General features: G+C 65.5%; 17 protein-coding genes. All 17 read right to left on the bottom strand.

Annotation, left to right across the window (positions count from 1 at the left end):
- Window positions 1-7 precede the first annotated feature (7 nt).
- Window positions 8-526 carry a TadE/TadG family type IV pilus assembly protein gene (locus tag BLT98_RS09140; RefSeq protein WP_052140555.1) on the bottom strand — a complete coding sequence of 173 codons (519 nt, stop codon included), beginning with the start codon at window positions 524-526 and terminating at the stop codon, window positions 8-10.
- Between the two features lie 10 nt (window positions 527-536).
- The gene (locus BLT98_RS09135) at window positions 537-1,004 is read right to left on the bottom strand and encodes a TadE/TadG family type IV pilus assembly protein (RefSeq protein ID WP_034787020.1); all 468 of its coding nucleotides are present in this window, start codon (window positions 1,002-1,004) and stop codon (window positions 537-539) included.
- Window positions 1,005-1,011: 7 nt separating this feature from the next.
- Window positions 1,012-2,562 carry a pilus assembly protein TadG-related protein gene (locus BLT98_RS09130; protein ID WP_092606637.1) on the bottom strand — a complete coding sequence of 517 codons (1,551 nt, stop codon included), beginning with the start codon at window positions 2,560-2,562 and terminating at the stop codon, window positions 1,012-1,014.
- A 46-nt stretch (window positions 2,563-2,608) separates the two neighbouring features.
- The gene (locus BLT98_RS09125; protein WP_034787014.1) at window positions 2,609-2,887 is read right to left on the bottom strand and encodes a hypothetical protein; all 279 of its coding nucleotides are present in this window, start codon (window positions 2,885-2,887) and stop codon (window positions 2,609-2,611) included.
- A 9-nt stretch (window positions 2,888-2,896) separates the two neighbouring features.
- Entirely contained in the window at window positions 2,897-4,486 is a 1,590-nt protein-coding gene (locus tag BLT98_RS09120) for a type II and III secretion system protein family protein (protein WP_092606634.1), read from the bottom strand.
- Window positions 4,487-4,508: 22 nt separating this feature from the next.
- On the bottom strand, window positions 4,509-5,357 hold the full coding sequence (cpaB, locus tag BLT98_RS09115; RefSeq protein WP_034787009.1) for a Flp pilus assembly protein CpaB: 849 nt from the start codon (window positions 5,355-5,357) through the stop codon (window positions 4,509-4,511).
- Window positions 5,354-6,700, bottom strand: a complete 1,347-nt coding sequence (locus tag BLT98_RS09110) for an ATP-binding protein (RefSeq protein WP_205412600.1) — start codon at window positions 6,698-6,700, stop codon at window positions 5,354-5,356. The genes cpaB and BLT98_RS09110 overlap by 4 nt, the downstream gene beginning before the upstream one ends.
- Window positions 6,701-6,731: 31 nt before the next feature.
- Window positions 6,732-7,352, bottom strand: coding sequence for a methyltransferase family protein (locus tag BLT98_RS09105; RefSeq protein WP_034787006.1), 621 nt, complete (start codon window positions 7,350-7,352; stop codon window positions 6,732-6,734).
- 39 nt (window positions 7,353-7,391) lie between these two features.
- Window positions 7,392-7,979 carry an A24 family peptidase gene (locus BLT98_RS09100; RefSeq protein ID WP_052140553.1) on the bottom strand — a complete coding sequence of 196 codons (588 nt, stop codon included), beginning with the start codon at window positions 7,977-7,979 and terminating at the stop codon, window positions 7,392-7,394.
- Complete coding sequence (locus BLT98_RS09095; RefSeq protein ID WP_092606631.1) at window positions 7,976-9,046, bottom strand: phosphatase PAP2 family protein; 1,071 nt, start codon at window positions 9,044-9,046, stop codon at window positions 7,976-7,978. Before BLT98_RS09095 ends, BLT98_RS09100 begins: the two co-directional genes overlap by 4 nt.
- Window positions 9,043-9,216, bottom strand: coding sequence for a Flp family type IVb pilin (locus BLT98_RS09090; protein ID WP_071653370.1), 174 nt, complete (start codon window positions 9,214-9,216; stop codon window positions 9,043-9,045). Before BLT98_RS09090 ends, BLT98_RS09095 begins: the two co-directional genes overlap by 4 nt.
- Before the next feature lie 95 nt (window positions 9,217-9,311).
- Complete coding sequence (locus BLT98_RS09085) at window positions 9,312-9,485, bottom strand: Flp family type IVb pilin (RefSeq protein ID WP_070281259.1); 174 nt, start codon at window positions 9,483-9,485, stop codon at window positions 9,312-9,314.
- Window positions 9,486-9,568: 83 nt separating this feature from the next.
- Entirely contained in the window at window positions 9,569-9,715 is a 147-nt protein-coding gene (locus tag BLT98_RS29140) for a hypothetical protein (protein WP_157814672.1), read from the bottom strand.
- A gap of 248 nt (window positions 9,716-9,963) precedes the next feature.
- Entirely contained in the window at window positions 9,964-10,665 is a 702-nt protein-coding gene (locus BLT98_RS09080; RefSeq protein WP_240317720.1) for a response regulator, read from the bottom strand.
- Window positions 10,662-12,329 carry a sensor histidine kinase gene (locus BLT98_RS09075; RefSeq protein WP_170846325.1) on the bottom strand — a complete coding sequence of 556 codons (1,668 nt, stop codon included), beginning with the start codon at window positions 12,327-12,329 and terminating at the stop codon, window positions 10,662-10,664. The genes BLT98_RS09080 and BLT98_RS09075 overlap by 4 nt, the downstream gene beginning before the upstream one ends.
- Before the next feature lie 150 nt (window positions 12,330-12,479).
- A complete protein-coding gene (locus BLT98_RS09070; protein WP_070281254.1) occupies window positions 12,480-13,451 on the bottom strand; it encodes a sensor domain-containing diguanylate cyclase in 972 nt (323 codons plus the stop codon).
- Between the two features lie 5 nt (window positions 13,452-13,456).
- Window positions 13,457-14,083, bottom strand: coding sequence for a chemotaxis protein CheC (locus BLT98_RS09065; protein WP_034786994.1), 627 nt, complete (start codon window positions 14,081-14,083; stop codon window positions 13,457-13,459).

Here is a 14,083-nt window from a genome sequence, read left to right as displayed (position 1 = left end):
ATGGCGTTCAGTTGATCTGGAAGCCCAGGCTTTCGGCGTGCATGACCACGACCGAGGCTGGCACGGCGATATTGAGAAAACCGAACAGGCTGACCATCGGCGTATAGCTGACGTTGTCGATCGACACGCGCACGCTGTCGATGCAGCTGGCCGTGCGCGTGATGTCGCCGCAGGCCGACAGGTTGTCGCCCGGATCGAGCGGCGGCAAGGTCACTTCGGCGCCGCTCTTGTTCAGGTAGCGGATGGTGATGTTGGCGGCCGTCAGTTCCGGCGCGGCAGGCAGGGCCGTGCCGCCGAACAGGGCCAGCGTCTTGACGGCGTCCGTCTGGTCGATCCAGCGCACTACCGCCTCGCGCGCGGCGCGGCGGCTCACTTCCTGCACCGTGTTGTACAGGTACAGCATGCGGCCAAATTCGAGGATGCCGAACAGCAGGGTGAAAAACAGCAGTGCCACCAGGGCGAATTCGACGGCGGCGGCGCCGCGCTGGCGGCCGGCTGGAGGAGACGATGAAAGGCGGTGGCGCATGGCGTTCTCCTTACAGCATGTAGCGCATGGTGGTGCGCGGCGAGAGCGGCGTGGCATAGCTGCTGGCCGCGCCGATCACGAAGGGCAGGTACTGGCCCACCGACAGCGTGTAGTTGACGACTTCGACGCGGATGCCGCCCGGCGCCGTGCCATCGGTGCAGCTGCTGTCGTTGAACGCCGCATCCAGGCAGGTGACCGTCACGTTGGCCGTGGTGAAGCCGCTGATGCCGGCGCTGGTGGCCGCATCGACGACCGTCTGTTTGGCGGCAGGCACGCCCTGCGATGCGATGCCGGCCTTGGCCTTGACGGACATGTTGCGCGCCGCATCGCGCGTGGCCTTGGTCAGCGCGTCGTAGTACCAGAAGGCGCGGCCGAAGCCGAAGATGCCCGCCAGCAGGGTGATCAGCAGGGCCAGGACGATGCCGAATTCGACGGCGGCGCCGCCGCGCTGCCTGAGGGGGGAAAGGTGGATGCGCATGGCCGCCTCACTTGTAGAGTTTGATTTCGGAATTCGGCACGGGCTCGATCAGGCCCGCGAACTCGACGTCGAGGCGCTTGGTGCCGCCGCTGAAATCGGCCTTCATCGTCATGAAGAATTTGCCGATGCCCACCGCATTCATGACGCCGCACGAAGCCGGCCCCACTGGCGCCGTGCGGCAGTCGACCAGCACCACGTTGAGGATGCGCCGGTTGCGCTGGCCCGGATGGGCGGCCGAGGGCGCCTGGAACGTGGGGCCGCTGGTCTGGTTGTACGGCGAAGGCGGCGTACTGGCAGGAAAGCCTGCGCCTGGGCTGACGGGGTAGCTGGCCGTGTCGAAGTAATTCGCCTTGGCCGTGCTGTACATGGGGTTGGCGTTGGCGTCCGCGACGCTGTACGCCGTGCCGGCCTTGGCCGGAGTGGCGCCATTGCTTTGGTAGGCCGGGCCGTAGGACCACAGCACGCCGTAGCCGGCGAACTGGGCGAACGTGGCCGAGGGCGCGGGGACGGCGCCGGCCGACGGCAGCTGGTAATTCGGCTTGTTGCCGGACAGGCTGACGGGCTGCTGGCTGGGCAGGGTGCTGGCGCCCGGCTGCATCCAGCCGGTGGGCGGCGAGTTGGCGGCGGTGGCGGCGCAGGGCGACGCGCCGCCCACGCAGGGAAATTCCTTGATGTTGGTGTCGGGCGGCGCCGTCGCGGGGTCGCACACGGAAGGTCCGCCGTAATCGTCGAAGCGCGAATTGAGCGAGGCGGCCAGCGAGGCCGACAGCCCCGTGTTCGTGTAGACCTGGCCCGTGCCGCTGGTGATGACGGCGCTGCTGCCCGTGCACATGAATGGCGCGGTGGAGGCGGCGCTCGAATGCGAGGCGCTGCAGCTGCCGGGCGGGGCGTCGACGGGATTGATCAGGTAGGGATCGGACGGGCCGCCCAGCGGATTGAGGCCGAACAGGTTGTAGGTGACGCCGCGGCGGAAACCGAATTCCAGCAGTTCCGTCAGGCCCGTGCCGGCCGGCGCGGCCGGATAGGTGTATTGCGACGTCTTGTTGGCCGGATCGACGGCGCACACGCCGATCGGCGTGACGTCGTTGACGAAGCGGCCCGCCACTGCCACGCCCGAGGTACTGGTGCTGGCGATGCCGGCGATGCCCATCAGGTAGGTGGCGAAGGTCTTGCTGCCCGTGTCGACGCGGATGAAGGTCTGGCCCTGCGGGCTGGTACGGGCGCTGGCGCCGGAAGACCACGGCCCGTCGGGGCTGGGGCCGAAACTGATGTTGGCGGCCGTCAGGGTCAGCGTGGTGGAAAAGTCGTAGCGGTTCTTTTGCGCGATGGCGATGGCCTTGGCCTGCGCGTTGTCGATGCCGGTGGCGCTTTGGTTGAGTTCCACGGCGCCGGCCAGGGCGGCGCTGTCGGCACCGTTCTGCAGCTCCGTCTTGGCGATGTACAGGTGGCCCAGGTCCAGCACCAGGCCGCCCATGGCAAACAGCACCACCAGGGTCAGCCCCAGCACGATGGCGATCGCGCCCTGCTGCTTGTCGTGCCTGCGAAATGCGGTGTTCATGGCTGTCTCCTAGTGGCCTGGGAAAAGTGCATCGCGGGACTGGCGCCTACTGGCGTCCGCCCACGCCGATGGTGAAGACATTCGGTTGCGGTTCCGGCGCCGCAAACGATTTCTGGTAGCGCTGGTAGGCGCTGACGCCGGCCTTGCCGTCGATGCCGCTGACCGGGTTGGCATTGCGGTAGGCGTCCGGATACATGATCTGCTGCGCCTTGAGCAGGGCCACCGATTCGCCAAAGTGCGAATCGAGCACGGGCGTGGTGGTGGCGGCGCAGCCGGCCAGCAGGCAGAACAGGGCGGCGCAAGGCAGGCGATGTGCGGTTTTCATGGTGTTCTCCTATTTGAGGTCGAAGCCGGCGGCAGGCTGGGGCGCGGCCGCTTGCGGCTGCATGGGGGCCGGTGCCTGTGCCGCTGCGGGGGCGGGCGCCGGTGCGCTGCCTTCCATTTTTCCCTGCATGAACATGTCGCCGCGCGTCGGCTGGATATAGCCGTCGGTGGGCAGCTTGTAGTCGGGCGGCAGCGGCTTGACCAGGTGCGGCGTGATGATGAAGACCAGTTCCGAACGGTCCGTCTGGAAGTCCGTGCTGCGGAACAGGGCGCCCAGCACGGGCACTTCGCCCAGGCCTGGCAGGGCCTTGATATTGCTGGTCACGTTGTTCTTGATCAGGCCGCCGATGGCGAAGCTCTGGCCATCGAACAGCTGCACCGTGGTGGTGGCGCGCCGCGTGGTAAACGATGGCAGGATGGCCGTGGCCGAGATGCCGGTGGCGGTGATGCCGATGCCGTCCTTGTTCAGGTCCGACACTTCCGGCGCCACCCTCAGGTTGATGCGCCCCCCTTCGAGCACGGTGGGCGTGAATTTCACGGCCACGCCGAATTCCTTCTCTTCCAGGGTGATGGTCGGCACGCCGTTATTGTTGGTCTGGCTGACGGGGATGAAGATTTTGCCGCCGGCCAGGAAGCTGGCCTCCTGGCCGCTGATGGCCATGATGTTCGGTTCGGCCAGCACCTTGATCAGGCCATCGCGTTTTTGCGCGTCGAGGTTGAAGAAGTTGTTCTTGCTGGCGCCGCTCAAGCCGCTGGGATTGTTGCTGAGCAGGCTGGACAGCAGCGAGTACGACCAGCTGCCGATGGTCTTGTTGATGCCCAGGCTGGCGCCCAGCTGGTCGACCAGCACTTTCGATACTTCGGCCACCTTCACTTCCAGCATCACCTGCTGCGGCGCGGCGATCGACAGCAGGTTGATCACGCGCGGCATGCCCGCATCGGGCGCAGCGGCGGGAGCGGGCGCGGCGGCGCCTGCGGCTGGCGCGGCGCCGGAGGCGGCGTTGCCGCTGCGGGCGCTGCGCTGCACATAGGCGTTGGCCAGCGACAGGGCCTGGTCGGCCTTGACGACATCGCTGACCATGCCCGACAGGATCAGGGTGTCGCCCGCCACCGTGACGTTGATCTTTTCGTTCGGCAGCAGCTCGGCCATGCGTGCCTGCAGGCTGCTGCTGTCGATGCCGACGGCCAGGTCGATGATGGTGGCGTCATTGCTCTTGTTCCACAGGATCAGGTTGGTGGTGCCGACGGAGCGGCCCAGCAGGTACACCTCGTTGGGATTGAGCAGGATGACGTCGGCGATGCGCGGGTCGCCGACAGACATGCGGCTGGCGGCGAACGGCAGGCGCATCAGGGTCGACTTGCCTTCGGCCAGACTCATTTGCGGCGCCATCTCGGTGCGGCCGGCGCGTGATTCGCTTTGCGGCGGCGTGGCCTTGGGGCGGGCGGCTGCCCGGCTGGTCCGAGCGGCGCCGGTGTCGGCGGCAACGGCGGTGGCGGCAACGGGTTCGCTGCGTGCCTGGGGCGCCAGGGCGCCGATCATGGCGAGGGCAAGCGCCAGGCTGAGTACCCGGCTTCCGCTTGCTGTGCAATATGTGCTCATGGCGTGACTCCTCTGGTGCAGGTTAGAATTGTTGGGAGCTGCGTTCCAGCCCCTTGATGACATCGACGCGTGGACCGGCCTGTGGCGCGGCTGTGGTTGCAGGACGGCGGCGCGGGAGCGGCTTGGCTTGCACCATGGCGGCGGGGGCTGCCATGGCGACCTTTTCATCGAGCAAACTGGACTTGGTGGCGCCTTCCGTGTTGACGGGCTTGTCCTCGACCTGGTTGCGCAGCACCAGCGACAGGGTGCCCACGCTGCGTGCCAGGTCGAGTTTTTCCGCCTGCTCCGGCGTCAGCTCCAGGGTCACGGCGTTGACCACCTTGGGCTTGGTGTCGTCGCGGCTCGATTCCTGGGCAATGGCCAGCACGAGGATGCGTTCGAGCACGATCTTGGAAATGTTCGGGTCGCGGTCCGGCGTCTTGCGGGCCCCTTCTCCCTGGGTATTGACGAGGATGTCGACGAAATTACCGGGCAGGGCGAAGCCGGCCACGCCCACCACATCGTTGACGCGCACGGTCATGGCGCGCTTGCCCTCGGCGACGACGGCCGACAGGCCGCCTTGCGTGCCGGGAGGCGCCAGCTTGCCTTCCATGATCGGTTCGCCGTGCTGGATGCTGGTGCGCGTGACGCGCGTTTCCAGCAGTTTCGGATCGTTGACGGCGCCCGGCGGCAGCGCGTTCGATGGCCAGTCCACCATGCGCACCATGTCGGGCGTGAGGCGCGCCCCCAGGCTGATGTCGACCTGGGCCACGGCCACCTTGTTGATGTTGCCCGAGGCTTGGGCATTGATCCAGCGCGCGGCCACGATGACCGCGGCGAACGCCAGGATGACCGCAATGGCCATCATCGTCAGAGCGCGTGCGTTTCTCATTTTGCTTCCCCTTTGTGCTGGACCGCTTCCGGTCCGGTGTGTGTGCTTGCAAGGTCGTCATCGCTGCCGAAATAGTTTTGCCATGCCCAGAACAGGACTTCCGGAGACAGTTGCGCCGGGTGGTCTTCATAACGCGCCTGGTCGCAGATCTGCGCGAGGATGTCGCGCGGATAGCAGGCCAGCAAGGGCCGCTTGTAGAGGCTATGCAGGTGCAGCAGGTAGGTGTAGGAGGCTTCGTCGAAATTGATGCCCAGCTGGGCGCAGGTGCTGCGGAACACGGCCAGGTAGTGGTAGGCGCTCAGGGGGCCGACATGGATCTTGTAGCCGATGCGGCGCAGGAAGGAGTCGTCGGCCAGGTGCTGCGGCGCCAGGTTCGACGAGAACACGACGATGACGTCGAAGGGCACGGGGAACTTGTAGCCCGTGTGCAGCGACAGGTAATCGATGTGGCGCGCCATCGGCACGATCCAGCGGTTCATCAGTTCCACGGGCGAGCAGCGCTGGCGGCCCAGGTCGTCGATGACGAAGATGCCGTTGTTGGCCTTCAGGTGCGGCGGCGCCTGGTACAAGCGGTTGCCATGGTCGAATTGCAGGTCCAGCATGTCGAGCGTCAGCTCGCCGCCCGTCAGCACGGCGGGGCGTTCGGCGCGCACCCAGCGCGGGTCGGATGGCACGAGGCCGCCGCGTGACAGGGTGTGCAGCATGGGGTCGAGGAAGGGCAGCACTTCGCCATCGACCATCACGGCATGGGGCAGGGCGATGGCGCCGCTGAGCAGGCCGTTCAGGCGCTCGGCCAGGTAGCTCTTGCCGCTGCCGGCGGGGCCGTGGAAGAACAGGGCGCGTCCGGAATTCATGGCCGCGCCCAGCTGGTCGAGCACGGCCGAACTGGCCACCACGTCGCGGAACTCGCGCTGCACGTCATCGCGGGTGACCTGCATGTCCGCCACGCTTTGCGCCAGTACCTGGTTGCTGTAGTCGGCCAGGGTGACGGGGGCGGGGCCGCTGTAGGCGTTGCGGCGCATGTACTCGGCGGCGCGCAGGCGGCCCTGATCGCCCAGCAGGTAACACAGGTCGGCGTCGGTGCCGCTGCCGCCGTTGCGGCGCGCTTCGCACAGCTTTTCGGCGCGCATGAAGGTGAGCAGCGGTTCGAGCACGCCGGCGCCCAGTTTTACGTGTGTCGACAGGGCGGGCAGGCCGATCTGGCCGCGCAGGAAGAGTATCTTGACCAGCAGTTCGACCAGGAACAGGAAGGGCAATCCCGTTTCCTCGACCGTGCGTGGCGCGCGCTTGGCCGCCGGTTCGACGCCGCCGCCGTCGCTGCGTTCTGGATAGGTGTCAGGCATGATGGGTACTCCTCGTTCGGGTGGCCGGATATCAGAAGATGAAAGGCAGCAGGCGGTACTTCACCTGGCGCATGTAGACGCGATAGCGCACGTCGGTGGACAGGAAACGCTCCTCGCGCAGCAGGCGCATCACCATCATGCTCATCGTCGCGACATAGATGACGGTGTTGGCGGGCGAGGTGTTGGCCAGCAGGTAGCCGCTCAGGGAAATCAGGTAGCTGGCATACAGTGGATGGCGTATCACGCGGTAGACGCCGCCCGTCTTGATTTCGCGCTGCGCCGCCACCAGGCCGAAGCTGCGGTTCAGCGACAGCAGGCCGGCGATCTGCAGCAGGCTGCCGACGGCCAGCAGGTAGCGCGCGCCGGGCCAGATGGCCATGTCGGCGGGAGACAAAAGGAAGGGCGCGAAGGTGGCGCCGATGGCCAGCAGCCAGTCGCCCGCATCGGTGGAAACGCTGACGGGGGCCGTGCGCACGATGAAGAACAGGGCGGCCAGGGTTTCGGCGGCGCAGAACAGCAGATAGCTCCAGTCGCCGCTGTGCAGGAATCCCATCACGTGGGCACTGGCGAAGAACGTCCACAGGCAAGCCATGGCGATGCTGGTGAACAGGCTGGCGTGGCGCGAGTGGCAGAGGGTGGTGAGAGTGTGCATGGTCAGGTCCTAGGGGGCTGGTCGTCGGAGCGGCGCGTTTCAGCGCAGGCTCCACAGGTGGGTGTAGTGCAGGAAGACCTGCAGCAGGGTGCCGCTGGCAATGGCGAAGGCGTAGGCCAGCTTGCCGGTGGCGGGCGGCGGTTCGGCGATCGTGGCGGCGCCGCCGGCAAGGCTGTGCAGCAGCGCGCCCAGCATCATGTGATAGGTGTTTTTCAGTACCTGGCGCAGGCGCTGACCGGCCAGCGCGGCGGCCAGGGCCAGCACGCCGCCGCACAGGAAGGTCAGCAGGGCCGCTTCGAGCACGGCGTCGGGACCGAGGAAGGCGCCGCACATGGCCATCAGCTTGACGTCGCCGGCGCCCAGGGCGCGCAGCAGATACATGGGCAGCAGCAGGGCCAGTCCGGCGGCGGCGCCGGCCAGCGCCTGCAATAGTCCCAGGCCGCCGAAGGAGGCGTCGAACAGTCCGGCGCCGGACGGCACGAAGCTGTTGATGATCAGTCCCGCCAGGGTGCCCCACAGCACCAGCCGGTTCGGGATGCGGCGCGTGCGCAGGTCGTGCCACAGGGCGGCGGCGAGCAGGGTGGCGAGTACGGCCAGGCACAGCAGCATGGGCAGGTGGGCGTTCATGATGTCAGTCCTTCCTTGCTCATGCAGGGAGCCGTGGCCATGTGCATGGCCGGCGCCGCGGCCTGGCTGCCCAGCAGCCGTCCCACCAGGCGCCACACCAGCGCCGCGCCGGCCGCACCCACATAGCCGTCGAGCGCATAGTGCCAGCCCAGGTGGATGGAGCCGAGCAGGATCAGTACGGCAAAGGCGGTCAGCGAGATCCCGGCGGCGCGGTTGACGCGCCAGCCCATCATGGCCAGCAGCACGGCCGTGGCCACATGCATGCTGGGCATGGCGGAAATGCCCAGTTCACCGTTCGCGCCCTTGCTTTGATAGCCTTGCCACAGCATCTCCTGCACTTGCAGGGCCCAGACGGGGACGTGCTGGTTGGCGTCATGCAGGTAGACCATCAGCGGCGCATACGGGTCGCTGGCATGCAGGTGGCCGTAGTAGCAGGGGCCGACCGAGGCAAACAGCACGGCCAGGATGCTGCCCAGGGCGATCCAGGTCAGCGCAAAGCTGAGCAGGAACTGCATGCGCAGCAGGGGCCGGCGCGTGTCGAGGATGAGCCAGTACAGGATGGCGTAGAACAGGAAGAACCAGAAGTGGTAGCTGAAGTTGAGCAAGCCCGTGACGAGCGGGTGGCCCAGCAGTGGCTGCAGCCTTTCCCATGGGGCCTTGCCGCCATGCAGCGCGATGTCCCAGGCGGACAGGGTGGCATCCCAGGTGTAGGGATGCAGACGGGGGATGGCGCCCTTGATGACGGTGAAGCTGGACGCGAAGACGGGGATCAGCAGCATGGCCGGCAGCGCGTGCAGCAGGCGCTCGTTGCTCAGGTAGCGGCGCAGATCGTGGTACAGATAGTGGCACAGGCGGTGCGGGCGTTTCATCACCATGACATGGATGGTGTAGCCGCACAGGATGAAGACGGGGCCAATCAGGATGGCCATGAAGAAGCCGGCCAGCACGTTGAGGGTGTCCGATGCGCTGGGCAGGCCGCCGGCCAGCAGCGTCGCCACGGCGGCGTACGGCAGCACGATCAGCAGCAGGGCGCGGTGGGTGCGCAGCGAGGCGCGCAGGGTGTTCATGACAGGGCCAGGACCACTTGGTCCTTGACGTAGACAAACAGCAGCTTGACCTGGTCGCCAAGCAGGGTGATCGTGACCACCAGCACTGCCGCGATCAGGCCGGCCAGCAGCGCGTATTCGATCGCTGTGACGGCGGACTCGTCGGATAAACGGCTGAAGAAAGATTTCACGATGGGCCTCGCTATGCGTTCGTCAAGGTGGGCGTGCCGGGAATATTGGGCGGCGTAGTCCGGGCTGGCGCTGGGCCGGCCCGGACAGCAGCGCGTCAGGCATTGGCGGTGGTCAGCTTGGTGCCGATGGTGCTGAAGGTTTTTTTCAGCTGCGTGCCGACGATGGTGACGGCGGCGATGATCACCACGGCGATCAGGGCAGCGATCAGGCCGTATTCGATTGCGGTGACGCCATCTTCTTCGCGGATAAAGTTTTTGATGAGGTTCATGACAACTCCTGGTGGTGGTTAAGGTACGACGGTGGATGAAACGGTTTTGCAGCGTTGCTTCCTGGTGCTACGACCTGGCGCGCTCATGGACTTTCGCCCAGTGCCAGCAATCCGATGATGCAGACCACCGCCATGAGGGCCGCCACTAGGGCATAGCGGTAGAACGCAGCCTTTTCCTTGCCCTGTAAATAGGTGATCAGGGCCGTCGGAAGAAACTTGTCAAGGCGCATGCTGTGCTCCGTGTCGTGGTGGGCCGCGCGGTGATTTGCACTCCGGTAAATCCACTATAGAAGTCGGCACCTTGATCTACATCAGAAGAACGTCCTTTTATTGCAAGGAGGAACTGCTCGTTTTTTTCGTGACAATTGTCATGCTCGAGTCTGGCGCGCGCAGGAACGCAGGGGCGCATGCCGCGCCGCTGCTTGGCGATGGGAGGGAATGCGCGGCCGTGCAGTGGCCGTGCAGGAGGACAGTGGTATCAGGCGCCGGGCGGCAATTGGCCCAGCTGGTGCTTGGTGGCGTAGGCGTACAGTTCCAGGCGGTTGTACACGCCCAGCTTGCGGTAGATCGATGTCAGGTGATTGCGCAAGGTGTGTTCTGAGATGAACAGCTGGTCCGCCAGCAGCTTGGCCGGCGTGCCGCTGCCGTGCACCAGCGCGGCGATGATCTTTCTTTCCTTGAGGGTCAGGCTGGCGATGGCAATGGCGTGCGCCGAGCCGCCGCCGGGCTGGGTCAACTGCGTCAGCATGCGTCCCAGCATCGCGTGTTCCAGCCACAGCTCGCCTTGGTACACCTTTTCGATGGCCTTCAACACCATCTCCGCCGGCGCGTCCTTGCTGACGATGCCGCGTGCGCCTTTCAGTACCGTCTGGTCCAGGATGGCCTGGTCGTGGCTGGCTGTCAGCACCAGCACGCGCGTGCCGCCGCATTGCGCCAGCGCGGGCAGGATGGCCAGCGAGCTGATGCCGCCCAGGTCCAGGTCCAGCACGATCACGTCCGGTTGCAGCGCCTTCGCCTGCTCCAGCGCCTCGGTGCCGTCGGACGCTGTGGCGACCACGCGCATGCCGGAGTGCTCGCCGCCGATCAGGCGCTCCAGGCCCCACAGCATGGTCTTGTGATCGTCGACCAGCATGACGCTGATGACATGGCTGGCCGGTGGCATGTGGCGTACGTCATTCATATGGGGATCTCGATCTGGACGGAGGTGTTGCCCAGCATGCCATGCGTGACGCGGGCCGTGCCGCCGAGGGCGGCGGCGCGCTCGGCCAGCGAGTCGGGCAGGAAATCGGGGACGTGCGCGGCGGCGCATTCGTTGTCGATGCTGATGTGCAGCGCGCCCTGCACGCAGGTCAGCTTGACGGCGCCGTGGCGCGCCGACGTATGCTTGCGGATATTGCTCATGCCTTCGTTGACGATCTGGAACACCTCGGCCGCCAGGCGGTCGTTGATGTGCAGGTCGCCTTCGATATGCAGGGCGATGTCGATGCCATAGAATTCGCGGATCTGCGTGGCCTGGCGGCGCAGCGCGACCAGCAGTTCCGGCTCGCTTTGCACCTGGCCATTCTTGAACGTGCGCGCGTAGCTGCGCAGGTCGGTGATCACCTGGCCCGACATGATGATCAGCTTTTCCAGTTCCGGCAGCAGCGGGTTGCCCGGCGTGGCTTCGTTGCGCAGGGCGGCCAGGCCGTGGCGCAAGCCGATATACGGCTGCACGGCCGTGTCATGCAGGTCGCGCGCGATCTTTTCGCGTTCGCGCGAGGCCGCCTGCGACGCCAGGCGGTCGAGCAGGTTGATGTTTTCAATGACGGGAAACGCCTGCGCGCCGATATGGCTGAGAAACAGGGCGTCCGTCTTGCTCATGCTGGTGGCGGACACGATAAAGATCCTGCCTTTGCCATTGCGCAGGGGCAGCGGCGCGCTGATGAAGGCGTGCGCTTCGAGCAGTTCGGCCAGGCGGGCGCCCGCCGCGTCGTCATGCCGCAGCCAGCGTCCGCTGTTTGGCTCGAGCATGCGCGCGCCGCCTATCCATGGCAGCCAGGGGCCGGCGGGCTGGTTGTACAGCGCGATTTTATCGTGCGGGAAAGCGAGCAGGGGGCTGGCCGCGTCGTCGCTGAGGAGCGAGCTGGTATGCACGACGCCCGTGCCCGTGTGAATCACGCTGCGCAGCGACCAGACCCGCGTGCCCTTGTCCTGCATGATCAGCAGGCAACTGCGGCCGTTGAAATAACTGCGGGTTTTTTCCAGCACCGAGGTGATGGTCTGGTCGACGCCGAAGCGGGGATTGGACAGCTGGCTGACATCGCGCAGCAGCGCCAGGTGGCTGCGCTGGGTGATGGCCGAACCACCCCAGTAGGCGATCATGTAGCCGAGCGCCAGCAGGAAGGTGGTGCGCAGCAGCAGGCGCGACAGTTCCGCATCCGTTTCGCCGAACAGGGCGGTGGCGGCGAACAGGCCGGCCGAGGCCAGGGTGACGCGCGCGCCTTCCTCGAAGCCCCGCTGGAACGACGATGTCAGGATGGCAAAGAAAAAAAACAGGAAGAACAAATTGTTGTGGCTGCTGGTGGAAAACACGATCAGCGCATACCAGGCCACGTCGAGCCAGTACAGCAAGATGTCCTGGGGCAGGCTGAGGCCCAGCAGGGCCAGCACGTAGAGCAGCAGGCTGTGCATGGTGTACGCGGAAAAGATCAGCCAGGTGATCTTGGTCAGCTTGCCAGCGCTTTCAGGGTCGATGAACAGGGTCAGCAGGGTGGCGCTCGACAGCAGCAGGCGCATGCCGTTCACCATGGTCGTATCCATGCCGGCACCCGGCAAGCCTGATCTGAGGGGAGGATCGAGATTCACAAGCGCTCCTGGCCATGTCCCGCATGGTGGGGCCATGCGCAGGGATAGATACCACAGATAAATTCTTGTTATTGTTGCTGCAAGCAATGACGAGTCTACGCACACGCTGTAAAGATGTCTACTGGAATCCTTTCTCCGATGTTGCTTTTTTTACAGCGGCTGCACCATCACGCGGTTGCGTCCGGCGCGCTTGGCCAGGTACAGGGCGCGGTCGGCCGCGCCGATCAGGGCGGAGATGGCCAGCGGCTGCTGCGGCTGCTGCGTGGCGATGCCGATGCTCACTGTGATGTGCTTGACGTCATTGCCCGTCTTGGCATGCGGAATGCGCAGCTCGGCCGCGTGCTGGCGGATCGCCTCGGCCATGCGCAGCGCCTGCGCCGCGTCCGTGTCGGGCAGGATGGCGGCAAACTCTTCGCCGCCATAGCGGGCCAGCAGGTCGGTGGGGCGCTGCAGCATGGCGGCCAGTTCGGCTGCCACGCGGATCAGGCAATCGTCGCCCTGCTGGTGGCCGTAATGGTCGTTGTAATCCTTGAAATGGTCGATATCGATCATCAGCAGCGACAGCGGGCTGCTGGTGCGCATGGCGCGCCGCATTTCCTTCTCGATCGCCACGTCGAAATGGCGGCGGTTGGCGATGCCCGTCAAGCCGTCGGAAAAGGTTTGCGAGCGCAAGACCATGGTCTGTTCGCGCAGCAGCTTTTCGCGCCCCACGGCGATGGTGACATCATTGATCTGGATCAGGCAATGGCGTGGCGAGCCGGGCAGGTTGATCGGCGTGACGGCGATGGCTTGCTGCATGCGTTCCTCGCCGTCGCTGCCGCCCGTGGCCGCGCCATGCGTGTACAGCGCAAACGGCGCCTTGTGCAGGGTTTGCGACAGCAGCGATTGGAAATTGTCGCGCAGTGCCTGGGTGATGGCCGAATCCATGCGCTTGTGCCGCAGTTCCGGAAAGACGGCGAAGAAATCCTGGCCCAGCACGGCGTCGGCCTGGCAGGCCGAGTGGCGCGCCATCCACTTATTCCACAGCACGATGCGATGCTGCTCATCGAGCACGATGGCGCCCAGGTTGACGGCGCCGAGTATGCTCTCGAGCAGGGCGAGTCGATGCAAGACATCCGGCATGATCGTCACGCCTGTCCCAGCACCTTGGCCAGGTAGCGGCTGACTTGCTGTTTCAGGTCGTGCAAGGCGGACAGGTCGAGCACGAATGCCACATAACCGTGGATCTGGTGCTTGGACAGCACGAAGTCGATATGCAGCATCAGCACGACGGCTTCGTCATCCTGGCCGCCGAACGAGGAGAGGATTTCCGCGCTGGTGCCCACGTGGTACAGGGGCAGCGAGCCATGCAGTTCGCTGTCAAACAGGTTGGCCAGGGTTCCGACGCAGGAATTGAGGATGATGTTGCCGATCTCGCTCATCGCTTCCTGTTCCATCTCCGTCAGTTCCTGCAGCGGCATGGCGTCGCCCACCATCAGGCGCACGATTTCCAGGCTCTTGTCCTCGGGAAACATCAGAATGGCTTCGGTGGCGAAAGCGCCATCGTAATGCTGGCTGACGCCGCAGATGCGTTCGCCATCCTTCTTGCTGCCGAGCAAGGCTGCCGCGTCGGCACGGTTCAGGAAGGTGATCGACGGCACCGACATGGTGACTTCTTCATTCACGATCTCGCTCATGGCCGCCGCCGCATGGCCCACCCCGATGTTGAATATCTCTACCAGGGCGTCGTTCTCGAGTTCGGAAAGATTGACCAT

The sequence above is a fragment of the Janthinobacterium sp. YR213 genome (genome assembly GCF_900099875.1).
GTDB lineage: Bacteria > Pseudomonadota > Gammaproteobacteria > Burkholderiales > Burkholderiaceae_D > Janthinobacterium > Janthinobacterium lividum.
The sequence above is the reverse complement of the archived record's forward strand: the minus strand, read 5'-3'. Positions and strand labels throughout refer to the sequence as shown.

What these genes read in the sequence shown, in the direction of transcription:
- BLT98_RS09080 (WP_240317720.1), bottom strand. Translation starts at nt 10,665, where the DNA reads ATGAATGACGTACGCCACATGCCACCGGCCAGCCATGTCATCAGCGTC.
- BLT98_RS09085 (WP_070281259.1), bottom strand. Translation starts at nt 9,485, where the DNA reads ATGAACCTCATCAAAAACTTTATCCGCGAAGAAGATGGCGTCACCGCA.
- BLT98_RS09125 (WP_034787014.1), bottom strand. Translation starts at nt 2,887, where the DNA reads ATGAAAACCGCACATCGCCTGCCTTGCGCCGCCCTGTTCTGCCTGCTG.
- BLT98_RS09095 (WP_092606631.1), bottom strand. Translation starts at nt 9,046, where the DNA reads ATGAACACCCTGCGCGCCTCGCTGCGCACCCACCGCGCCCTGCTGCTG.
- BLT98_RS09120 (WP_092606634.1), bottom strand. Translation starts at nt 4,486, where the DNA reads ATGAGCACATATTGCACAGCAAGCGGAAGCCGGGTACTCAGCCTGGCG.
- BLT98_RS09065 (WP_034786994.1), bottom strand. Translation starts at nt 14,083, where the DNA reads ATGGTCAATCTTTCCGAACTCGAGAACGACGCCCTGGTAGAGATATTC.
- BLT98_RS09130 (WP_092606637.1), bottom strand. Translation starts at nt 2,562, where the DNA reads ATGAACACCGCATTTCGCAGGCACGACAAGCAGCAGGGCGCGATCGCC.
- BLT98_RS09105 (WP_034787006.1), bottom strand. Translation starts at nt 7,352, where the DNA reads ATGCACACTCTCACCACCCTCTGCCACTCGCGCCACGCCAGCCTGTTC.
- BLT98_RS09135 (WP_034787020.1), bottom strand. Translation starts at nt 1,004, where the DNA reads ATGCGCATCCACCTTTCCCCCCTCAGGCAGCGCGGCGGCGCCGCCGTC.
- BLT98_RS09100 (WP_052140553.1), bottom strand. Translation starts at nt 7,979, where the DNA reads ATGAACGCCCACCTGCCCATGCTGCTGTGCCTGGCCGTACTCGCCACC.
- cpaB (WP_034787009.1), bottom strand. Translation starts at nt 5,357, where the DNA reads ATGAGAAACGCACGCGCTCTGACGATGATGGCCATTGCGGTCATCCTG.
- BLT98_RS09140 (WP_052140555.1), bottom strand. Translation starts at nt 526, where the DNA reads ATGCGCCACCGCCTTTCATCGTCTCCTCCAGCCGGCCGCCAGCGCGGC.
- BLT98_RS29140 (WP_157814672.1), bottom strand. Translation starts at nt 9,715, where the DNA reads ATGCGCCTTGACAAGTTTCTTCCGACGGCCCTGATCACCTATTTACAG.
- BLT98_RS09070 (WP_070281254.1), bottom strand. Translation starts at nt 13,451, where the DNA reads ATGCCGGATGTCTTGCATCGACTCGCCCTGCTCGAGAGCATACTCGGC.
- BLT98_RS09110 (WP_205412600.1), bottom strand. Translation starts at nt 6,700, where the DNA reads ATGCCTGACACCTATCCAGAACGCAGCGACGGCGGCGGCGTCGAACCG.